The sequence below is a fragment of the Nocardia sp. NPDC051463 genome, assembly GCF_040681975.1.
Taxonomy (GTDB): Bacteria; Actinomycetota; Actinomycetes; order Mycobacteriales; family Mycobacteriaceae; genus Nocardia.
On sequence record NZ_JBFBAB010000010.1, the window covers coordinates 91,913 to 112,876 of the forward strand.

General features: G+C 66.4%; 17 protein-coding genes, 1 tRNA gene and 1 pseudogene. 10 read left to right on the forward strand and 9 right to left on the reverse strand.

Annotated features, from left to right (window positions below):
• Nucleotides 1-53: 53 nt before the first annotated feature.
• Together AB0M74_RS16020 and AB0M74_RS16025 are read left to right on the forward strand one after the other, a co-directional pair.
• A complete protein-coding gene (locus AB0M74_RS16020) occupies nt 54-1,238 on the forward strand; it encodes an aminotransferase class V-fold PLP-dependent enzyme (RefSeq protein WP_366526995.1) in 1,185 nt (394 codons plus the stop codon).
• A gap of 6 nt (nt 1,239-1,244) precedes the next feature.
• A pseudogene (locus AB0M74_RS16025) lies at nt 1,245-2,161 on the forward strand (ribonuclease Z).
• Between the two features lie 6 nt (nt 2,162-2,167).
• Here AB0M74_RS16025 and AB0M74_RS16030 read toward each other — a convergent pair.
• The 6 genes from AB0M74_RS16030 to AB0M74_RS16055 form a co-directional block, all read right to left on the reverse strand.
• A complete protein-coding gene (locus tag AB0M74_RS16030) occupies nt 2,168-2,800 on the reverse strand; it encodes a DUF2461 domain-containing protein (RefSeq protein WP_366526996.1) in 633 nt (210 codons plus the stop codon).
• Between the two features lie 30 nt (nt 2,801-2,830).
• The gene (locus AB0M74_RS16035) at nt 2,831-3,586 is read right to left on the reverse strand and encodes a hypothetical protein (protein WP_366526997.1); all 756 of its coding nucleotides are present in this window, start codon (nt 3,584-3,586) and stop codon (nt 2,831-2,833) included.
• A gap of 123 nt (nt 3,587-3,709) precedes the next feature.
• Complete coding sequence (locus AB0M74_RS16040; protein ID WP_366526998.1) at nt 3,710-3,970, reverse strand: hypothetical protein; 261 nt, start codon at nt 3,968-3,970, stop codon at nt 3,710-3,712.
• Nucleotides 3,971-4,103: 133 nt separating this feature from the next.
• Nucleotides 4,104-5,084, reverse strand: a complete 981-nt coding sequence (locus AB0M74_RS16045; protein WP_366526999.1) for a ribose-phosphate diphosphokinase — start codon at nt 5,082-5,084, stop codon at nt 4,104-4,106.
• Nucleotides 5,081-6,571 (reverse strand): bifunctional UDP-N-acetylglucosamine diphosphorylase/glucosamine-1-phosphate N-acetyltransferase GlmU, encoded by a 1,491-nt coding sequence (gene glmU / locus AB0M74_RS16050; protein ID WP_366527000.1) that lies wholly within the window; start codon nt 6,569-6,571, stop codon nt 5,081-5,083. Before glmU ends, AB0M74_RS16045 begins: the two co-directional genes overlap by 4 nt.
• A gap of 72 nt (nt 6,572-6,643) precedes the next feature.
• Nucleotides 6,644-6,714 (reverse strand) — tRNA-Gln (locus tag AB0M74_RS16055).
• 269 nt (nt 6,715-6,983) lie between these two features.
• Here AB0M74_RS16055 and AB0M74_RS16060 point away from each other — a divergent pair.
• The 6 genes from AB0M74_RS16060 (at nt 6,984) to AB0M74_RS16085 (ending at nt 15,124) form a co-directional block, all read left to right on the forward strand.
• Complete coding sequence (locus tag AB0M74_RS16060) at nt 6,984-7,598, forward strand: TetR/AcrR family transcriptional regulator (RefSeq protein ID WP_366527098.1); 615 nt, start codon at nt 6,984-6,986, stop codon at nt 7,596-7,598.
• 216 nt (nt 7,599-7,814) lie between these two features.
• Nucleotides 7,815-8,462: a TetR/AcrR family transcriptional regulator gene (locus AB0M74_RS16065; RefSeq protein ID WP_366527001.1), complete on the forward strand. Its 648-nt coding sequence runs from the start codon at nt 7,815-7,817 to the stop codon at nt 8,460-8,462.
• Between the two features lie 179 nt (nt 8,463-8,641).
• Nucleotides 8,642-12,256: a transcription-repair coupling factor gene (gene mfd, locus AB0M74_RS16070; protein WP_366527002.1), complete on the forward strand. Its 3,615-nt coding sequence runs from the start codon at nt 8,642-8,644 to the stop codon at nt 12,254-12,256.
• Nucleotides 12,253-12,972: a MazG family protein gene (locus tag AB0M74_RS16075; RefSeq protein ID WP_366527003.1), complete on the forward strand. Its 720-nt coding sequence runs from the start codon at nt 12,253-12,255 to the stop codon at nt 12,970-12,972. The genes mfd and AB0M74_RS16075 overlap by 4 nt, the downstream gene beginning before the upstream one ends.
• Before the next feature lie 388 nt (nt 12,973-13,360).
• Entirely contained in the window at nt 13,361-13,951 is a 591-nt protein-coding gene (locus tag AB0M74_RS16080; protein WP_366527004.1) for a hypothetical protein, read from the forward strand.
• A 219-nt stretch (nt 13,952-14,170) separates the two neighbouring features.
• Nucleotides 14,171-15,124, forward strand: a complete 954-nt coding sequence (locus AB0M74_RS16085; RefSeq protein ID WP_366527005.1) for a phosphodiesterase — start codon at nt 14,171-14,173, stop codon at nt 15,122-15,124.
• Here AB0M74_RS16085 and AB0M74_RS16090 read toward each other — a convergent pair.
• Nucleotides 15,072-16,496 carry a stealth family protein gene (locus AB0M74_RS16090; RefSeq protein ID WP_366527099.1) on the reverse strand — a complete coding sequence of 475 codons (1,425 nt, stop codon included), beginning with the start codon at nt 16,494-16,496 and terminating at the stop codon, nt 15,072-15,074. The genes AB0M74_RS16085 and AB0M74_RS16090 overlap by 53 nt on opposite strands.
• A 789-nt stretch (nt 16,497-17,285) precedes the next feature.
• On the opposite strand from AB0M74_RS16090, the gene AB0M74_RS16095 reads away from it, so the two are divergent.
• Both AB0M74_RS16095 and AB0M74_RS16100 read left to right on the forward strand, forming a co-directional pair.
• On the forward strand, nt 17,286-17,771 hold the full coding sequence (locus AB0M74_RS16095; protein WP_366527100.1) for a hypothetical protein: 486 nt from the start codon (nt 17,286-17,288) through the stop codon (nt 17,769-17,771).
• Between the two features lie 75 nt (nt 17,772-17,846).
• On the forward strand, nt 17,847-18,422 hold the full coding sequence (locus tag AB0M74_RS16100; protein ID WP_366527006.1) for a TerD family protein: 576 nt from the start codon (nt 17,847-17,849) through the stop codon (nt 18,420-18,422).
• A 21-nt stretch (nt 18,423-18,443) separates the two neighbouring features.
• Here the strand turns inward: AB0M74_RS16100 and AB0M74_RS16105 are convergent, their stop codons facing one another.
• Complete coding sequence (locus tag AB0M74_RS16105) at nt 18,444-19,847, reverse strand: MATE family efflux transporter (protein ID WP_366527007.1); 1,404 nt, start codon at nt 19,845-19,847, stop codon at nt 18,444-18,446.
• A 43-nt stretch (nt 19,848-19,890) separates the two neighbouring features.
• Entirely contained in the window at nt 19,891-20,925 is a 1,035-nt protein-coding gene (locus AB0M74_RS16110) for a cysteine synthase family protein (RefSeq protein WP_366527008.1), read from the reverse strand.
• Nucleotides 20,926-20,964 lie beyond the last annotated feature (39 nt).

Here is a 20,964-nt window from a genome sequence, read left to right on the forward strand (position 1 = left end):
ACCGACATAGAAGCGACAAGCTTTCGAACTCCTGACCGGATATGGTCGTCGGCATGCTGGACGACCATCGCGTACGGGACGACACTCCCGGCATCTCGTCGAGTCCGGGAACCGGGTCCGTTTTTCTCGACAGCGCGGGGTCGTCGCTGCCACCGCGGACTGTCACCGACACCGTCGTCGATCACCTGCGCCGCGAAGCCGAGGTCGGTGGCTACCGCGCGGCGAACGAGCGTCTCGACGATCTTGCCGCTGTGAAAACCGCCATCGGAACACTCATCAACGCCGACCCGTCGAGTATCGCGCTCAGCGACAGCGCCACCCGTTCCTGGGCCGATTTCTTCTACTCCGTTCCGCTGTCTCCCGGCGACCGCATCCTGATCTCCGGCGCCGACTATGCGAGCAACGCCATCGCGGCGTTACAGCGTGCGGAGGCGACCGGGGCAACCGTGCAGCACATCCCCGGCGACAGCAGCGGCCAGCTCGATCTCGACGCCCTCGCGGGCATGGTGGACGAGCGCGTCAAGCTGGTCTCGCTGCTGCACGTGCCGACCAACGGCGGACTGGTCAACCCGGCCGCCGAGGCCACCAGGATCGCGCAGTCGGTCGGTGCCTTGGTGTTGCTGGATGCCTGCCAGTCCGCGGGGCAGCTCCCGATCGATGTGGTCGAACTCGGCGTCGACGCGCTCTCGGTTACCGGTCGCAAGTGGCTGCGCGGACCGCGCGGCACCGGATTCCTCTACCTGCGTCCGGAATTGGCCACATCGATGGTGCCCCAGCGTCTCGATCTGCATAGTGCGGGGTGGACGGCGCCCGACACTTACACCCTCGCCGCCGACGCGAGGCGATTCGAATTCTGGGAATGCGATGTCGCGGCCCGCCTCGGCTTGGGCGCCGCTGTGCAGTACCTGCTCGACCTCGGCCCCGACGACGTCTACGCCGCTATCGCGGCCCGCGCGGAGTATCTGCGCAAGTCGCTGCCCGAGATCGACGGCGTCACCGTCCGTGACATCGGCATCAGGCACAACGGCATCGTCTCCTTCACCGTCGACGGCACCGACTCCGTCGAGGTCCGCGATCATCTTGCGACACAAGAAATTACGGTCACGGTCAGTCACGCCTCCTCGACGCTGTTGGATATGACGGCCCGAGGTCTGGCCTCCGTGGTCCGTGCCTCCCCGCACTGTTTCGTCAGCTTCGAGGAGCTGGACCGCTTCGTTGCCGCCGTCGCGGCGCTGTGAGCACCCGTGTCACCCCGCGAACTCGTCGTGCTCGGCACCGCGAGCCAGGTGCCGACCAAACAGCGCAACCACAACGGGTACCTGCTCCGATGGGGCGAGGAGGGCCTGCTCTTCGATCCCGGCGAGGGTACGCAGCGGCAGATGACGTATGCGGGAGTGTCGGTCACCGATATCACGCGCATCGCGGTGACCCACTTCCACGGCGACCACTGCCTGGGCCTGCCCGGGGTGATCCAGCGGATCAATCTGGACCGAGTCCCACACCCGGTCGCGTGTACTACCCCGCCTCGGGCGAGCAGTATCTCGACCGGCTCAGTAATGCCACCGCCTTCCATCGCACAGTCGAGTTGCGCAAGCATCCGATCGCGGGCCCGGGGTCGGTGGACGCCCCCGGCGCGCCTTTCACCGTGACCGCCGTGCCGCTGTCGCATCCGGTCGAAGCCTTCGGCTACCGGATCACCGAACCCGACGGTGTGCGCGTGCTGCCCGATCGACTTCGTGCCATCGGGCTGCGCGGACCGATCGTCGGGCAGTTGCAGCGGCAGGGTTCGATCGAATGGGGCGGGCGCACAGTCACTCTGGCCGAAGTCAGCGCGCCGCGGCGGGGGCAGAGTTTCGCGTTCGTGATGGACACTCGCCTCTGCGCGGGCGTCCACGAACTGGCCGCCGAGGCGGACATGCTGGTGATCGAGGCGACGTTCCTGGATGCCGATGTCGGCCTCGCCGAGGAGTACGGGCACCTCACCGCAGGACAGGCGGCCAGGGTGGCCGCGGCAGCGGGCGTGCGCACACTCGTGCTGACGCACTTCTCCCAGCGATACCGTGACCTCGACGAGCATTTCGCCGAAGCCGCCCGGCGTTTCACCGGCCCGATCGTGGTGGCGCGAGACCTGGCGAGAATCCCGCTGCCGCCCCGTCACTAGGCCGGGTCAGGCCACCACGGCAGCAAGCCATTCGATGAGGGGACGCATCCCTTCCCACGCGGCGCGAATCTCCTTGGCGGCCCTCGGCTTGTCGAGCCATGGCGGAGCGCCGAATTGTTTACTGCAGGTGAGGGACTTGTGGCGCAGCAGGTCGATGCGGGGATGGTCGGCCTCGTAGCCCTTGGGCTTGGTTTTGAGCTTGTCCCCGCCGATCGTGTACCCCGCTGTGGTGAGCTTCGCGAGGATGGCCTCCAACTCGGCGCCGCGTACCTCCTCGGCGATGGTGGCGCGCAGTTGGGCGACTTGGGTGGGGGAGCCCGAGTAGAAGCCGCCGCCGATGAACAATCCGGCCGCGCTGATCTGCACGTACCACCCGGTGCCCGGCGCGACGCCTGCCACCGCGCCCTGCGCGGTCTTGTACGGCGATTTGTCCTTCGAAAAGCGGACGTCGCGGTACGGGCGGAAGATCTTCGCGGTACCGAAGTCCGGCTCCAGTTCCGCGGCCAGTGCGATCATCGGCGCTTTCACCGACTGCTCGTAGACGTCCTTGTGCGCATTCCAGAAGGCCTTGGAGTTGTCGGCCTCGAGGTCCTCGTAGAAGTCCAATCCCGCCAGGGGGAACCCGCCGAATCCGCTCATAGGAGAAAATCTACCCGGTGGGCTCTCCGGTCAGCTCTGGTCGGTGAGCACGTCGCCGGACAGCACGATGTAGCTCACGACGATGCCGATGACCATGGCGACCGCGGCGACGATGGCGGCGACCTTGCCCAGGGATTCGCCCTTGTTGCGGCCGACGACGCCGAGAATAATGCCTGCCGGGCCGAACAGGATCGGGCAGAACAGCAGCGAGAGCGCCGCGCAGACGAAGGCGATGATCGAATAGACCTGAACGCCGGATCGTTGGGGCGCGGCCCCGGACTCCTGATACGGCTGCTCGGGGTAGGCGGGGAATCCGCCGTAGGACGATTCCTGCGGGGCCCCGGTCGGCTGGTAGTCGTAGGGCCCACCGGCTGGGTATCGGTCTGCGCCGGGCTCGGGTGTCGTGCCCGGGCCTCGAGGTTCCGGTGGTGGCGGGTACCCCGATCCGGTGGTCGAGGGCCCCGGCCACTGGCCGCCCGCGGGCGGTGAGGTCGAATCTGCCGACGGTTGTGCGGGGCTCGCCTGCGCGGGCGGCGGTGTCTGCGCGGGCTGCGACGGCCATTGCGCACCGGTTGGCGATTGTTCGCTGGACGCGGGGGTTGCCCAGTCCGTGCCCGAAGGTTGCGGCGGCTCAGACTCTTCGGCGAGCGACGGTTCGGCATCCGGCGGCTGTGGCGCATCGCCGGTGGGTTGGGCCGCGCTGCCGGGTGGCACAGCGGGCGCTTCGTCGTCGGGCGCGCTGCCCGCCGTCGGGTCGTCGTTGTCGGGATCCTGCGGAGTAGTCATGACGCCCTCCTCGTGTGTGTCCGGTCGCGCGCTGCGGGGTACCGCGGTGGAGCCGACCCTCTCACGATCACGCCATCCGATTTCTCGGACGCCTCGGGCCTGTTTACTCGGCAGGGATCGGTGTCATACCTCGGAATCGTCGATGATCTCCATGGCGGCGACTTCCGCGGGACGTTCGTCCACTTCCGCATCCACGGCGGCCTGACTGAGTGGTGTCCACTCCTGCTCGAGCTCCTCGGCGATGCCGAGGTGGCCGTCGTCGTCGTTCTCATGGTTACGAATCAGCAGGTCGGCGGGTGGATCCTCGATATTGCGCTCGTACTCCCTGATCTCGTCCGCCTGCTCGTCGTCCCCCATATCGGTGTCCAGCGATTCACGGTCCATACGACCAGTATCACCCGGCGCCCGTCCGGCAAGTGGCACCCGACACGGGCGAATGGTGCCCGCCGACACGGACCGTCAACGCGAAACGGCGGTCGGGACCCGTGGTCTCGGCCGCCGTTTCTGGGGCTACAACTCAGGCGTTGCCGTTGAAAAGGCCGGTGACGGAACCGTTTTCGAAGACCTCGCGGATGGTGCGGGCCAGCAGCGGCGCGATGGAGAGCACGGTCAGCTGCGGGAACTTCTTGTCCTCGCTGATCGGCAGCGTGTTGGTGACGACGACCTCTTTGGCGCCGCAGTTCGCGAGGCGCTCGGCGGCCGGATCGCTCAGCACGCCGTGCGTGGCGGCGATGACGACGTCGCCCGCGCCGGCCTCCTTGAGGACCTTGACCGCGCCCGCGATGGTGCCACCGGTGTCGATCATGTCGTCGATCAGGATGCAGGTGCGGCCCTCGACCTCACCGACGACCCGGTTGGACTTGACCTGGTTGGGCACCAGTGGGTCGCGGGTCTTGTGGATGAACGCCAACGGCGAGCCACCGAGCGAGTCGGCCCACTTCTCGGCGACGCGCACGCGACCGGAGTCGGGAGAGACCACGGTGATGTGCTCGAGGCTGTAGTTGTTGCGCACGTACTCGGCGAGCTGCAGTTGCGCGTGCATGTGATCGACCGGGCCGTCGAAGAAGCCCTGGATCTGATCGGTGTGCAGGTCGACGGTGATGATGCGGTCGGCGCCTGCGGTCTTCAGCAGGTCGGCGACCAGTCGGGCGGAGATGGGCTCACGGCCGCGGTGCTTCTTGTCCTGGCGGGCGTACGGGTAGAACGGCAGCACCGCGGTGATCCGCTTGGCCGAGCCACGCTTGAGCGCATCGATCATGATGAGCTGCTCCATGAGCCACTGGTTCAGCGGCGCCGGAAAGCTTTGCAGGACAAACGCATCGGATCCGCGAACCGACTCCTCGAAGCGGACGAAGATCTCGCCGTTGGCGAAGTCGCGCGCGGTCTGCGGGGTGACGTGCACGTCGAGCTCTTTGGCGACCTGCTCGGCCAGCTCAGGATGCGCGCGCCCAGAGAAGAGCATCAGGTTCTTCTGGTTGTCGGTCCATGACGCGGTCACTGCTGTTTGCCATCCTTTTGCTCGATTGCCTGACTCGACACCTCGTTGGCCGCGATGGCTTCCGCCGCCGCGTGTGCCGCAGCAGTTCCGGGACGGTACCGCTGGACCCAGTTCTCGATGTTGCGCTGTGGTCCACCTGACACCGCGAGAGCCCCCGGTGGAACGCTTCTGCGCAGTACAGTACCCGCCGCCGTATACGCCCCGTCACCCACGGTGACCGGTGCGACGAACATGGTGTCGCTGCCGGTGCGCACATGCGATCCGACAGTGGTGTGATGCTTCTTCACTCCGTCGTAGTTCACGAAAACGCTCGACGCACCGATGTTGCTGTACTCGCCGATGGTGGCATCGCCGACATAGGTGAGGTGCGGCACTTTCGAATGCGCGCCGATCGTGGCGTTCTTGGTTTCGACGAAGGCGCCGAGCTTGCCCGACTCCCCGACCACGGTGCCGGGGCGCAGGTAACTGAAAGGGCCGATGGTGGCGCCCGGGCCGATCATGGCCTGGTCGCCGTGGGTCCGCACGACGCAAGCGCCGACGCCGACGACCACATCGGTCAAGGTGGTGTCCGGCCCGATCTCGGCGTCCTCGCCGATGTCGGTGGCGCCGAGCAGCTGCACGCCCGGCCGGATCACCGCGTCCCGTCCGATCTTCACGTTCGCGTCGACCCAGGTGGTCGCGGGATCGACGATGGTCACCCCGGACCGCATATGCCGCTCCACGATGTAGCGGTTGAGCGTGCGTGCGGCGTCCGAGAGCTGCACCCGATCGTTGACGCCGGTGACCTTCGCCGCGTCGATGAGCCGGGCGCCGTGCACCGGATGCCCGGCTTCACGGGCCAGTCGCAGCACGTCGGTGAGGTACAGCTCGTGCTGGGCGTTGGCAGTGGAGAGGCGGCCGATCATGGTGCGGAGCACCGTCGCGTCGAAGGCGTACACACCGGAGTTGACCTCGTTGATCGCGCTCTGTTCCGGTGTGGCGTCGGCATGTTCGACAATCTCGGTGACCTGGCCGTTGGCATTGCGGACGATGCGGCCGTAGCCGTTCGGATCGTCGGGCACGAAGGTCAGCACCGTGACCGCGGAGCGATCGGCATAGCTGCGGTGCTCATCGAGCAGTGCGGCCAGGGTATGCCCGTCGAGCAGCGGCACATCCGCGGAGGTGACCAGCAGGTCGCCGGTAAAATCTTCGGGCACCGCCTGCAATGCGCATTGCACGGCGTGTCCGGTGCCGAGCTGTTGTTCTTGGACGGCGGTAATGATCTCGCGGGCGAGATCGGTCGCGACGGCGCCGACCGCGGCGCCGACTTGCTCGCGGTCGTGTCCAACCACGGTGATGAGAAACGCGGGGTCGATCTCGTTAGCCGCATGCAGCGCGTGTGCGAGCATGCTTCGACCGGCGAGCGAATGCAGCACTTTAGGGGTCTTCGACCGCATCCGCGTCCCGGCACCAGCTGCGAGAACGACGACGGCGGTCTGCTGTGGCATGGATCTCCCTCGGCTGCCTGTCATCGTGCTGGCCAACGTGCGGGGCCAACGATAGGCCATCGTGCCGGTGAGCTCCGCCGCCAGGACTCGAACCTGAACTATCTGAACCAAAATCAGAGGTGCTGCCATTACACTACGGCGGATTATCACACCGGCGGATAGGGGAACCCGCCGCTGTGCTCGAGCACGAGGAAGATCCTCGCATACTGGTGCGCTCTCGGGCGAATGCTCCCCGTCTTTTGTCGGTCGTCGGATGTTTGGTCCGGCGGCGGCGAAACGCCGATCGATCGGCGCTGCCGGGGTGACTCGTGGCGCATTGAGGCTGTCTGGAACAGTTGTTGCCAACTCATGGTCGTGCGCAAGGGAGGCGGGAGCGATGTCTTCGGGTGAGCTTCGCGTGCCCCGGCCACGGATGACGGGCACACAGCGGCGTCAGCAGTTGATCGAGATCGGTCGTGCACTGTTCGCCGAACGTGGGTACGACGCGACCTCGATCGAGGAGATCGCGCAGCGTGCCCAGGTCTCCAAACCCGTGGTGTACGAACACTTCGGCGGCAAAGAGGGCCTGTACGCGGTCGTGGTCGACCGGGAGATGTCGATGCTGCTCGACATGATCACCTCCTCGCTGACCCAGAACCGGTCGCGGATCCGGCTCGAACAGGTCGCGCTCGCGCTGCTGACCTACATCGACGAGCGCACCGACGGCTTCCGAATCCTGCTACGCGATCAGCCCGCGACTACTACCGACGGGCGTTACTCGAGCCTGCTCAACGAAGCGGTCAATCAGGTATCCCACATCCTGGCCGGGGATTTCGAGCGCAGAGGCTTCGATACCAGTCTCGCGCCGATGTACGCGCAGGCATTGGTCGGCATGGTTTCCACCGCGGCCACCTGGTGGCTGGATGAGCGCAAACCGTCGAAAGAGGTTGTCGCGGCACATCTGGTGAACCTCTGTTGGAATGGACTCAGCAACCTCGAGGCCGATCCGCAGTTGAGCTCGGAATGGCGCACTGACAAGGGTGATTGACACGGCCGGGGTAACGGGGATTGTTCCGTGCAAGACCGGGTTGGTAACCAGCAAATTGCGACGGAGGTCGGATCGAATGCTCGAATTGATTGGCGGGCGCCCACCTGGTGGTACGGTTCACGCATCCTCTGGGTGCTGTTCGGGCGGTAAGTCGGTCTTGTTCGTGATGTCGGTCTACTTCAGGATGGCTGGTTTTAGGGATGACAGGCGGATCTGATGGCTAGGCAAGCGCGCGCGGAGATCACCCGCGATTCCGTCCTTGCGGGCGCTGCCGATGTCTTTCTGCGCTTGGGATATGCGAATGCGAGCCTGAGCGAGATCATCGCGCAGTCGAACGTGACCAAGGGCGCCTTGTACTTTCACTTCGGTTCGAAGGAAGAGCTGGCGCGTGCTGTGGTCGACCAGGGCAACGAGCGCCTGGTCAGTTCGTGCCAGGGTTTCTTCGATCCCCGGGTGCCCGCGCTCGAAGCGTGCATCGGGATCACCTATGTGGTCGCGGACCTATCGATGAACGACCCGATGGTCGGCGCGATGCTCAAGCTGACCCACCAAATCGGGGACTACCGCGGCGCCCAAGGCGACAACATCGCCAAGACGTGGGGCGACACCTACCGTGTGCTCTCCGAACGTGCCATCGCCCAAGGTGATCTGGAGCCCGAGCTCGATCCCGAGGTGATCGGGGTGCTGCTGCAGGAGATGACCGCGGGCGTGCACATCATCGCCGTCGGTACCGATTCGATGGATCAGATGGCCGCGCGGATGGAACGCATGTGGTTCTTCCTGCTGCCCTCGATCGTGCCGCCGGAGAAATTGTCGTACTTCCGTGAGTTCGCTGCTCGGCGTCTGCGCCGCTACGTGCCGTGACATTGCCGCGTGGCCGCGGGTGTTCGCGGCCCCGGCCGCGAACGGGCTCGTAAGACTCGCCTGTGCGGGGCGGGTCAGGTCTGGTCACGGCCCAGGCTGTGTGGGGCCGGGTTGCCTGTCAGGGGGAGTGGCTAGACTCGGTTGGCCGTACTGAACCCCGCCTGAGCTCAGGAGTCCGCATGTCCACCCATCGTCCACCATTGGCGGGACTGGCCGCGGTGGCCGGTGCCGACGCCGCGCTGCGAACCGTCGCCGACCTGGTCGGAAAGTCGCCGGTCGAGTTGGTCGCGCCGTCCGCGGTGCGGCCGTTCGTGGCGGCGACGATCGCGGCGCGCAAGCCGCTGGTGGTGGTGACCGCGACCGGTCGTGAGGCCGACGACCTGACCGTCGAGCTCGAGGAGATTCTCGGCCCCGCCGTCGCGCAGTTCCCCTCCTGGGAGACGCTGCCGCACGAGCGGCTCTCACCGGGGGCGGACACCGTCGGGCGCAGGCTTTCGGTGCTGCGAAGGCTGGCACATCCGCAGGACCCGACGTTCCCGGAGCCGCTGCGGGTGGTGGTGACCACGGTGCGGTCGCTGATGCAGCCGATGGCCGCCGGGCTCGGCGATATCGAGCCGGTGGTGCTGCGCGTCGGCGCCGAACTGGATTTCGACGAATTGCTCACGCGCCTGGTCGAATTCGCTTACACCAGAGTCGACATGGTCGGTAAGCGCGGCGAGTTCGCGGTGCGCGGCGGCATCCTCGATCTCTTCCCGCCGACCGCCGATCACCCGGTGCGCGTGGAATTCTGGGGCGACGAGATCACCGAGCTGCGGCCGTTCGCCGTCGCCGATCAGCGCTCGCTGCTCGATGTCGAGGTGGACCTCGTCGTCGCGCCGCCATGTCGCGAACTGTTGCTGACCGCGGCGGTCCGGGATCGCGCCGCCGCGGTCGCCGTCGAGAACGCGGCCGACGCCGCACTGGTCGAGATGCTGGAGAAGCTGGCCGAGGGCATCCCGGTCGAGGGCATGGAAGCACTGCTTCCGGTGTTGCAGCCCGGCGAGCTACGGCTGCTCACCGAGGTACTGCCGGACGGAACCCACCTACTGCTGTGCGATCCGGAGAAGATCCGTACTCGCGCAGCCGATCTGGTGCGCACCGGCGAGGAATTCCTCGAGGCCTCCTGGACCGCGGCCTCGTTCGGTAGCGACGCGCCGCTGGGCGCACACGGTCTCGATCTCGCCGCGTCGGGCTACCGTGCGCTGCCGGAAATCCATGACAGCGCGAACGCGCACGGACTGCCCTGGTGGAGCCTGAGCCCGCTCACCTCCGGCGATCCCGCCGAGGTGGTGCTGCCGGTGCTGGCCGGTCCCGCGGCGCGCGGTTCCGACGAACTGGTCGCGACGATCTTCGCCTCGATGCGTGCGCACGTCGCGACCGGCGGCCGTGCCGTGGTTGTCGTCGCCGGACACGGTACGGCACAACGCATTCTGGAGCGGCTCGCCGACGCCGAGGTGCCCGCCGCGGCGCTCGCGGCGGGTGCCGAACCGACCGTGGGTGTGGTCGGGGTGCTGTGCGGTTCACTGCACGACGGGATGGTGCTCGACGATGCTGGTCTGGTCGTCGTCGCCGAATCGGATCTCACCGGCAACCGGGTCACCGCACCGGGCGAGGGCAAGCGACTACCCGCGAAGCGGCGCAACCAGGTCGACCCGCTCGCGCTGAACGCGGGCGACATGGTGGTGCACGACCAGCACGGCATCGGCCGGTTCGTGGAGATGATCGAGCGGACCGTCGGCGGAGCGCGCCGCGAGTACCTGGTCATCGAATACGCGCCGGGCAAGCGGGGCCAGCCGGGCGACCGGCTGTTCGTACCGATGGAATCCCTCGATCAGCTCTCCCGCTACGTCGGTGGGGAGATGCCCAGCCTGTCCAAACTCGGCGGTTCCGACTGGGCGAATACGAAACGCAAGGCGCGCAAGGCCGTTCGCGAGATCGCCGGTGAATTGGTGCAGTTGTACGCGGCGCGCCAGGCCGCGCCCGGGCATGCGTTCGCGCCCGACAGTCCATGGCAGAAGGAGATGGAGGACGCGTTCGCCTTCACCGAGACCGTTGACCAGATGACCGCCATCTCCGAGGTGAAGGCCGACATGGAGAAGCCGGTCCCGATGGACCGCGTGGTCTGCGGTGATGTCGGTTACGGCAAGACCGAGATCGCGGTGCGCGCCGCGTTCAAGGCGGTGCAGGACGGTAAGCAGGTCGCGGTTCTGGTCCCGACAACGCTACTCGCACAACAACATCTGCAGACCTTCGCCGAACGCGTCGCCGGCTTCCCCGTCACGGTGAAGGGGCTGTCGCGCTTCACCGATCCGGCCGAGTCGCGGGCGGTGCTGGAGGGCCTGGCCGACGGCAGTGTCGACATCGTGGTCGGCACGCACCGACTCCTGCAGACCGGCGTGCGCTGGAAGGATCTCGGGCTGGTCGTCGTCGACGAGGAACAGCGTTTCGGCGTCGAGCACAAGGAGCACATCAAAGCGCTGCGCACCCACGTCGACGTGCTGACCATGTCCGCGACGCCGATTCCGCGCACGCTGGAGATGAGCCTGGCCGGCATTCGCGAGATGTCCACCATCCTCACGCCGCCCGAGGAGCGCCACCCGGTGCTCACCTACGTCGGCGCGTACAACGACAAGCAGGTCACTGCCGCTATCCGCCGCGAGTTGCTGCGCGACGGCCAGGTCTTCTACGTGCACAACCGGGTGTCATCTATCGATAAGGCCGCCAAGCGGATTCGCGATCTGGTGCCGGAGGCCAGGGTCGCGGTCGCGCACGGTCAGATGAACGAGGACACGTTGGAAGGGACCGTGCAGGGTTTCTGGGAGCGGGAATTCGACGTGCTGGTCTGCACCACGATCATCGAGACGGGGCTCGACATCTCCAATGCGAACACGCTGATCGTGGAACGCGGCGACTCACTCGGCCTTTCACAGCTGCACCAGCTGCGCGGTCGGGTCGGGCGTAGCCGTGAGCGCGGCTATGCCTACTTCCTGTACCCGCCGGAGAAGCCGCTCACCGAGACGGCCTACGACCGACTCGCCACCATCGCACAGAACTCCGATCTGGGCGCGGGCATGGCCGTGGCCATGAAGGACCTCGAAATCCGTGGCGCGGGAAACGTGCTCGGCGCCGAACAGTCCGGCCACGTCGCAGGCGTCGGTTTCGATCTGTATGTACGTCTGGTCGGCGAGGCCGTCGAGGCTTACCGTGCCGCCGCGGACGGCAAGCCGATCACCACCGAGGAGATCAAGGAGGTGCGCATCGACCTTCCCGTCGACGCGCACATCCCGCCCGACTACATCGCCAGCGATCGCCTCCGCTTGGAGGCCTACCGCAAACTCGCGGCTGCTCAGGACGATCCGGCGGTGGCCCTGGTGCTGGAAGAACTCGTCGACCGCTATGGCCCGCTGCCGGTCGAGGTCGGCCGGTTGGTCTCGGTGGCCAAGTTGCGACTACTGGCCCGTGAATACGGCGTCACCGAAATCGCGGTCACCGGAACCACCCTCAAGGTCGCGCCGCTGACCCTGCCGGACTCCAAGCAGATGCGTCTCAAGCGCATCTACCCGAGCGCGGGCTACCGGGCCGCCAGTGGCGTGATCCAGCTGCCGTTGCCGAGGGTCGAGGACAGTGTCGGCGCCGAGCGGGTCCGTGACGTGGTGCTGCTCCAGTTCGTCGCCGACTTGCTACTGGCGTTGGACGGGAAAGCGCAGGGCGCGGTCGATCTCACCGTCGCCACCGAGGTTTCGGCGTCGCGATGACCGGCTCGTCGGCATCGGAGGGCACCGCCTCCGACACGGCCAGGCTCGCCGAGGGATTGGCCGAGGCGGTGCAGGTGATGGACCGGCTCTGGAACTTCGGCGGGTGGGAGGTCACTCAGACCCACGACTCGTTGCGTCCCTACCTGCTCGAGGAAACCTACGAACTGCTCGACGCCATTCAGCACAACGACGCCGAAACCATCAAGGAGGAACTCGGCGATCTGTTGCTGCAGGTGCTGTTCCACTCCCGGATCGCCGAGGCCGCAGGGGAATTCACGGTCGACGATGTCGCGGCGGCATTGGTCGCCAAGCTCGTCAATCGCAGCCCGCACCTGGTCGATGCACCCATCGACCCCGGCGCGACGGTCGCCGAGAAGATCGCGGCCCAGGAAAAAGCGTGGGAAGAGCGCAAATCCAGCGAAAAGTCCCGGCGTTCCTGCCTGGACGGCATCGCCATGGCGCAGCCTGCCCTCGCCCTCGCCGAAAAGATTCGCGAACGCAGTGCCAAGGCCGGCCTACCGGAGGACCTAGTTCCTGATGCCCTTCGCGCAGTGCGGCTCGGCGGCCTCGGCAGCGCCGAAGAACGGCTGCGCAAGGCGACTCTCGCGTTCGCCGCCGTGATTCGCGCCGCCGAGGATGCCGCCGAAACGAGTCGTGGCGAACGCGCGCCGTTGTCTTCCTCGGACTGGCGCAAGCATTGGCCCGCTGCGGATTAGCCCGCGCTCGGGCCGCGGGGCCACCTGATCGGGTTGACGGTCAACGAGATCGGCCTGCTATCGGACGGAATGCGCTGGAATCAGGCGTGTGTCGAACCAAATTCCAGTGACCTGCGCGGTTGTTTGATTTGCGACAAATCTGCAGGTAGTCGTCAATTTTTGACCTGCTTTCGACGGGATCTGTTGTGCGATAACTCGTTTACTAACGCTTGTTATTGTTTCGTTATCATGAATAGGTGTGTCGGTGCGCGTAATCCGCGAATTGTGCAGCAAGACTCCACGTCGGATCAGCTGGACTTTCTATACATGTGTTTCGAAATCCTTTCGAGGCGTTGATGGAGTCCCGTGTTCGACCATCTGGGCCTCGATGTGAGCATCGGAGGACCGCATGAACATTTCTGTCCATCGAAAACATTGGCACGCGATAGCGGGCTGGACTGTCGCCGGCGCCGCTGCGGGTATCGGCTGTCTGGTGTTGGCCGTGCCCGCGGCTGCTCAACCGGTTTCGACCCCCGGCTCGGGCGCCATCGAAGTCCCGAACGGCCTCTCGATTCCGAGGGAAGTGCCCGGCCGCACCGCGGTGCCCGGATTCGAATTCGCGCCGCTCACTGTCATTCCGGGAGACGAGCCACAAAGTCTCATCGATGCTGCCGAACTCGAGTCGCCCACCGCCCCGGATGCGGACGAGGTCAGTGAGCCCCGAGTGATTCCGGGAGTCGGACACTCGTTCCTCTCCGACCTTCCCGCCGCGGTGCAGTCACTGCTCGCCGGCGTGCCGGGAGCCGAATTCCTGTTCCTGGCAGATGTTCCCGGCACCACGCCGCCTGTGTCCCCACGGGCCGCGGTGCCACAAACCGCCGGTGAGCTCGCCGTCGCCGGTGGGCGCTGCGAGCTCGGTTCGCAGCAGGCCGGTGGTGGCGCGGGGTCGATGCAGTGGTCCTACGGCCCGGCGGGCAGACAGGCGCCGCGCATCAGCTAGCGCAACTCGGTTCGGGTCCCCGGTGCCGGTCGATGAACTGGAACCGGGTGACCTGGTGTTTCCGCGATGGCAGTCTCGGCAGTTTTGTCACCGAACCCACACCTCCCCGCAAGCTTGTCGTCACCGTGCGTCGGGAAACCCGTCAGTGGGCCTTCGCTATCCTGGCGGTGGAACCCGAAGCCAATGGCGGGCAAACCGCCGGGGAGGACGTTCGGTCCGGTGCCCATCAGCAGAGTCGCGGAGCACCCGCGCCCGAATCACGTGCTGTTCCATTTCAGCGATACCCATCTGATCGCAGGCGACGGCGAACTGTACGGTGCCGTCGACGCTGAGCAGCGGTTACGCCAGCTGCTCGACCAGGCCGCAGCCAGCCGTATCCGGCCGACCGCGCTCGTGTTCACCGGTGATCTCACCGACCGGGGGGAGCCCGCCGCCTACGACAAATTGCGCGCGCTGGTCGAGCCGTTCGCGCGGCGATTGCGGGCACCCATCGTCTGGGTGACCGGCAATCACGACGATCGGGGAGCGCTGCGCGAGCGATTGCTCGGGGAGCGGGAGTCCACCGCGCCGCTCGACCGGGTGTACATGATCGACGGCCTGCGCATCGTCGCCCTCGACACGTCGGTGCCCGGCCACCACTATGGTGAGATCACCGACGACCAGCTGGCCTGGTTGCGCTCGGTGCTCGCCGAGCCCGCCCCGTTCGGCACGATTCTGGCGATGCATCATCCGCCGGTGCCGTGCGTCATCGACCTGGCCGTCACCGTCGAGCTGCGAGATCAGCGCAGGCTCGCCGATGTGCTCGACGGCAGCGACGTGCGCGCCATCCTGGCCGGGCATCTGCATTTTTCGACGAGCGCGACATTCGCGGGCATCCCGGTCTCGGTGGCGTCGGCGACCTGCTACAGCCAGGATCTCGGTGTCGCGGAGGGCGGGTTGCGTGGTCGCGACGGAGCGCAGTCGTTCAACTACGTCCACGTTTACCCCGACACGGTGGTCCATTCGGTGGTTCCCATCGATCGGGGACCGACCGTCGGGACCCCGTCGACGCCCGAGGAAGCCGCGCGCACATTGGCGGACGAGCACATCGTGATCCCGCCCGCCACCCGCATTCCACGGGTTATGCGGCGCCGGGCGCAGACTCCGAAATCTGATGACGAGGCGGTGCACTGACGCGCTCCCACGGCGCCCGGTCGGGGAAATAGCCGGACAGGAATTCCGAGACCGCGCGCACCCGTTCGGCCTCGGTGATCTCGGGGAAGCTCCCGTCGTTGAGGCAGAAGAAGTCGACGTCGCGATCCGCGGCGAGTCCGTCGAGCAGTGCCAGTCCGTTCCGGCTCGTGGTGTCGACGTAGCGCATCCGCGCCGACTCCTGCGGTACCGCGCGTCCGGAGAACAGTGCGTAGTAGTGATAGAGCGAGTTGGTCACCGAAATATCGGTGGCAGAACGGAATCGGCTCGTCCGCGTCCGCGCGAAGTCTCCCGAGAATTCTTCCTCCATCTCGAGGAGCACGCTGCGGCGCAACGGCACCGGCGTGTGCTCGAGATGTCGGATGATGACATGGCCGAACCGCGCGGCGAGCAACTCGCGGTTCACCCGCGCCGCATTCTCGAAACCGCTGCGGCGCTCGTTGTTTCGGCCGGGGCCGATCCTGGTGCCTGCCTCGATGAATCGACTCACCCCGGCCGGGGTGAAGAACATCGATGGGCGCACCGGCCGGGCGAAGAACATGTCGTCGTTGGAGTACAGGAAGTGCTCGCTGAGCCCCTCGATGTGCTGCAACTGGCATTCCACCGCATGGGAATTGAAGGTTGGTAGCCCACTGGTGTCGCTGAAGTGGTCGACCGCACGTACGACGGTCACCTTCGGGTGGGCACCGAGCCAGTCCGGCACCGCGGAATCGGTCGCGATGAAGATGCGTCGGATCCACGGAGCGTTCTTGTCCACCGACCGCAGCGCGTATTTCAGTTCGTCGATCTGCCGGATGCGCGCGTCGGCATCATCGCCTTCACCGACGACGACCTGCGCGAGCATGCCCGCGCGTCGGGCGCGGAACTCCGGGTCGGAGCCGTCCACCCAGGAGAAGACGATGTCGATATCGAAGGCGACATCGGTCGGCTGCGGTGCGAACATGTCCACCAGCGTCGGCCAGCCGCGTTCGAAAAGGCGCACCGTGGTCTGCTCGATGTCGGCGAGGTCGAACACCATGCGCGTCAGAGCGTTCGGTCGCGGGCATTCGACGGTGTCGCCGTGGTACTGCCACAGTTCCAGATCGACGTGGTGTGCCCGGTCGGCGTCGCGGCCGAGCCGTAATACGTTGTGCTGCACTTCCTCGCAGGTGAAACCCGAGGTGATCGCGGTCGCGATCACGCGCTGCACCATCGCCCGGTGCGCCGCATCGGCGGCGAGCACGAGCCGATGTCCGCAGTCGCGCACGAGCAGGAACGGCACCTCTGCGGCCACGAGTTCCGCTCGCAGATACCCCAGGTCGTCGATCAATGTTGTTGATACAAGCAGATTCCCGGCAGTCGGCCGGAGCACCATCTCCACGGCCCTTGGATCCACTGCCCCCATATCCACCATTTTCCGTCTCCACATCTGTCCGCATTTCGAAAGGTCCGCAGACGCCGCGCGCCGCGACTTCGCCAGATGCCGCATCGGAACCGGGTGCATCACCCGAGCGGTCTGCCCGCCGACGCGGGAACGTCGACAGGGATACCGCGTCCGATGCGGCCGCAGTCAGAAATTGGGGACAGTGCCGTAGCGGAGAGGAAACGTATTGACGGCACGATATCCAAACGATCGGTAAACCATTCGTTCTCACCTCTCTTACGGCGGGACGCCATGGCGTCGTGGGGAAGTGCTGTGGCGTGCGCACGGTGTGTCGAGGAGAGCGCGAACGGGGACAGCACGCTTGGCCGGACAATCATCGGCCGGCGAAAAAAGGGAGAAGCCCCAGATGAACAGGGCGTTGCTAGAAAATGATGCATCCCATGGCGAGCTGCCGTCAATCCGGACACACTGCCCTGACGATGCCATTGCGCCGCCTCGGGCTGCCGAACAGGACGCCCTCGATGCGCGCAGTCCTGATCTGAGCGGCCTGTGCTTCGCCGTGTTCGGTCTCGGTGACTCCGTCTACGGTGACGGCGGACCTGGCTCGCGACTAGGCGTGCGCACTGCGCGACTCAACCAAGGCTGCCCTGACCTCGGCCTGATAGTCAGCTGGGCAGTTCGGACAAAGGTGGCAGCGCCAGCGGACAAGGGACGCAGCACCTTAGACTGCTATCAGCGCGGCACAGCCCGTCGCGCGCGACGATCCATGAGGTGACGAAGATGGCGGCCGGAGCGAGCCCTGCGCAACGTCAAGACCACTCGACCGATGATCACCCGATGCTGGACGTGTTACCCGAATGGCCGAAGGAAACGATCGCGATACTCGTCACCACCGACCCGGCGCCGCACGCGATTCCGGTGTCCTGGCCGGTCCGTGCCGGTGACCGGCGCATCCTGCTCACCCTGAAATCCGATCGCGGTTCGCTGGCCCGGCTGCGGGAGCGCTCCGATGTCGCGCTGCTGATCCTCGGTAGCGGCAACATCGCACTGTGCGCGCGGGGCAAGGCACAGGTGATCCCTGAGGACCTGCCCGGTGCGCCCGACTATGTGGCGGTTCGGATCGATGTCGAGGTGATCGACGATCATCGGCAGTCGGCATTCGAGGTGGCCGACGGCATCCAGCGTAAGGTGCTCGACCCGAGCGAGTTGCGGGCGCTGGAAGGCCGTGTCACAACTTTGCATGCCTGGGCGGAAAACCAGAACTGAACCCGCGCAGCACTTCTGGTACCGAGTGATAATCGTGGAGAAAGGCGGCGCGAACGCGCCGAGCGGAAGGGGATCATGAGCGTCACATTGGCCAAAGGCGGAAATGTTTCGCTGTCGAAGCAGGCACCGAACCTCACCAAGGTGACGGTCGGGCTCGGCTGGGACGTCCGCACCACCACGGGGGCCGACTACGACCTCGATGCGAGCGCGCTCGCCACCGGGCCGAGTCTGAAGGTGCTATCGGATCAGCATTTCATTTTCTACAACAACCTCCGCTCGCCCGAGGGCACCATCGAACACACCGGCGACAACCTCACCGGTGAGGGCGAGGGCGACGACGAGACGATCGTTGTCGACCTGGCTACGACACCGCCGACCATCACCAACATCTTCTTTCCGGTGTCGATCCACGACGCCGACGCGCGCGGCCAGTCCTTCGGGCAGATCCGCAATGCCTTCATCCGGGTCGTCGACCAGAACACCGGCGCCGAACTGGCCCGCTACGACCTGACCGAGGACGCCTCCACCGAGACCGCGATGGTGTTCGGTGAGCTGTATCGGCACGGCGCCGAGTGGAAGTTTCGTGCTATCGGCCAGGGCTACGCGTCCGGGCTGGCCGGAATCGCGCGCGACTACGGCGTCAACATCTGAGTCACCCGGGTTGAGCGGGACTCAGCCCGGGCTCGGCAGACTCTCCGGTAGCAGCTGTGGGTGCGCGCGTTGCTTCGCGTCGAGCAGCGTGAAGTAACGCCGCACCATGAGCGCGGCGGTGGTGGCCAGGCCCGCGGTGAGGCCCCACCACACGCCCGCGGCGCCGAGGCCGACGGGGAAGGCCAGCAGTAGCGCGGTCGGCAGGCCGACCAGCCAGTAGCCGACCAGGGAGAGCCGGAAGCCGGCGTTGGTTTCCTTCAGGCCACGCAGCAGCCCGGTGCCGATGTTCTGTGCGGCATCGAAGAACTGGAGCACGATGCCGATCAGCAGCAGGGTGCGGGCCAGCTCGATGGTCGCGGTATCGCCCGGCTCGAGGAACGGGCGAAGCACCATATCCGGCGCCACAATGTAGACCGAGCCGGTCACGGCGGCGACCACGGCGACATGACGCAGCGCCAGCCGGGCCAGCGCACGGGCGTGGCTGTATTCGTCGCGCGCGACCGCATGGCTGACCAGGATCGACGCACCGTGCGACAGGCCGATCGCGACCTGGAACACGATGTAGATGATCTGGTAGACGACATTGTGCGCCGCGAGTGCCGCCGGGCCGATACTGCCCATCACCAGCGCGAGCACCGAGAACATGCCCGCTTCCGAGCCGTAGGTCAGCGCGATCGGCGTGCCCAGTTTCAGCTCCGAGGTGATCGTCCCACGGCGCATCGGCCACGGCCGGATCGCCAGGGTGGCGCCCAATTCCGCGTCGCGGTGCACCATCGCCCAGAAGACGCCGAAGGTGATCAGGAAGACCAGCGAGGTGGCGATACCGATGCCGGTGAGACCGAGCGCGGGCAGTCCGGCCCAGCCGTGGATGAAGGCAAGCGCCAGTACGAGATTCAGTGCGACGGAGCCGAGCGTCACCAGCAGCAACGCCTGCGGACGCTGCATGCCGACGGTGTATTGGCGCAATACCTGGAACCACAGGCACGGCAGCAGACCCGGTGCGAGCGCTACCATCAGCGGCCGCGCATCGGCGAGCACTCCCGCGTCCTGGCCCAGCCACCGCAAGGCCCAGCCGAGGCTGATCAGCACTGCACCGCCGAGGATCCCGGCCACGGTCGCGATCAGGAAGCTCGACCGTACTACCGCGCGGACCTCGCGGTCGGCGGATTCGCCGCGCTTGCCTGCCGCGCTCACCGCGCTCGCAATCTGATTGCCGGTCGCGGTGATCAGCCCGACGCACATGGTGCGAATCTGGTTGAACAGCACGATCGCGAGGCCGCCCGCCGCGACCTCACGCACTCCGAGCGTTCCCATCAACACGATGTTGGTGGTGGACACCGCGATCTGCGCCAACTGCGTCAACGCGATCGGCGTCGCGAGCGCGGTCAGCCGCCGACTGTCGGCTCGGTAGCTCGACAGATTCACTGCGACGCCTGCGCGGGCGGCGGGCTCGGCAGGGAAATAGCGTTCATCGCGCCTCCACGAGCTGGGCGCGTCGGGCGGTGGGGGAGTAACGGTCCAGCATCTCCAAGACCTCGCGTTCGGTAGCGGCGTCGAGCAGGTCGCGGTCGTTCATCCAGTCGTCGTCGAAAACGGTGTCCAGGTACTTCTCGCCACCGTCGCAGACGATGGTGACCACGGTCGAGCCGGGCGGGAACTCCGCCAGTCTGGTGAGTGCGGCATGCACGGAGCCGCCGGCGGAGCCCCCGATCATCAGGCCGAGCTTGGCCGCGATCGCGCGGGCGGTGGCGAAGGCCGCGGTATCGGTGACCTTCACACCCTCATCGAGCAGGGAGTAGTCCACGGCGGTGCCGATGGTCGCGCCAGGCGGCGTGCCGGTGCCCGACTGCCAGTACGGCCCACCGAGGCCGCCGAAGGCGATGGAACCGACCGGCTCGACACCGATCACCCGCGGCGTGCAGCCGAGCTGGCGCAGCCGGGTAGCGGTGCCGAACAGCGAACCGCCGGTGCCCACCGCCGACAGCAGGATGTCGACCCGCTCCACGTCCTCCAGCAATTCCTCGGCCACCGCGTAGTAGCCGACCGCGTTGGCGTCGTTGTTGTGCTGTTCGGTGAAGTACGCGTCGGAAAGTCCGGCGGCCATCGCCTCGGCGAGGTCCTCTCGCGCCGAGGTGGCCAGGTTGTCGTCGTCCTCGTCGGCGACGAAGACCAATTCAGCTCCCATCGCCCGCATAGCGCGCAGTTTGTCCTTACACGCGTGATGATCGACCACGGCAGTGAAGCGGTACCCACGTTCCGCAGCAACTACCGCAAGGCCGAGCCCGGTATTCCCGGATGTGGATTCGATGATATGCCCGCCATCGGCCAGCAACCCTCTGCGCTCGGCATCGAGCACCATCGCACGCGCCATCCGGATCTTCGCGGCGCCCGTCGGGTTGAACTGCTCGAGTTTGAGCAGCAGCCGGGTGCCGGTCGCGGTAGTCGCCAGTTCGAACAGGGGGGTGCGACCGATCAGATCCGTCACGCGCGTGACGAGCGGCATGGGTGTCTCCATCGTTCGGGGCCAGGGTGAAAAGGTTTC

Coding starts and splice junctions, on each gene's coding strand:
- AB0M74_RS16020 (WP_366526995.1), top strand. CDS start 54: ATGCTGGACGACCATCGCGTACGGGACGACACTCCCGGCATCTCGTCG.
- AB0M74_RS16030 (WP_366526996.1), bottom strand. CDS start 2,800: ATGAGCGGATTCGGCGGGTTCCCCCTGGCGGGATTGGACTTCTACGAG.
- AB0M74_RS16035 (WP_366526997.1), bottom strand. CDS start 3,586: ATGACTACTCCGCAGGATCCCGACAACGACGACCCGACGGCGGGCAGC.
- AB0M74_RS16040 (WP_366526998.1), bottom strand. CDS start 3,970: ATGGACCGTGAATCGCTGGACACCGATATGGGGGACGACGAGCAGGCG.
- glmU (WP_366527000.1), bottom strand. CDS start 6,571: ATGCCACAGCAGACCGCCGTCGTCGTTCTCGCAGCTGGTGCCGGGACG.
- AB0M74_RS16060 (WP_366527098.1), top strand. CDS start 6,984: ATGACGGGCACACAGCGGCGTCAGCAGTTGATCGAGATCGGTCGTGCA.
- AB0M74_RS16065 (WP_366527001.1), top strand. CDS start 7,815: ATGGCTAGGCAAGCGCGCGCGGAGATCACCCGCGATTCCGTCCTTGCG.
- mfd (WP_366527002.1), top strand. CDS start 8,642: ATGTCCACCCATCGTCCACCATTGGCGGGACTGGCCGCGGTGGCCGGT.
- AB0M74_RS16075 (WP_366527003.1), top strand. CDS start 12,253: ATGACCGGCTCGTCGGCATCGGAGGGCACCGCCTCCGACACGGCCAGG.
- AB0M74_RS16080 (WP_366527004.1), top strand. CDS start 13,361: ATGAACATTTCTGTCCATCGAAAACATTGGCACGCGATAGCGGGCTGG.
- AB0M74_RS16090 (WP_366527099.1), bottom strand. CDS start 16,496: ATGGTGCTCCGGCCGACTGCCGGGAATCTGCTTGTATCAACAACATTG.
- AB0M74_RS16095 (WP_366527100.1), top strand. CDS start 17,286: ATGGCGGCCGGAGCGAGCCCTGCGCAACGTCAAGACCACTCGACCGAT.
- AB0M74_RS16100 (WP_366527006.1), top strand. CDS start 17,847: ATGAGCGTCACATTGGCCAAAGGCGGAAATGTTTCGCTGTCGAAGCAG.
- AB0M74_RS16110 (WP_366527008.1), bottom strand. CDS start 20,925: ATGCCGCTCGTCACGCGCGTGACGGATCTGATCGGTCGCACCCCCCTG.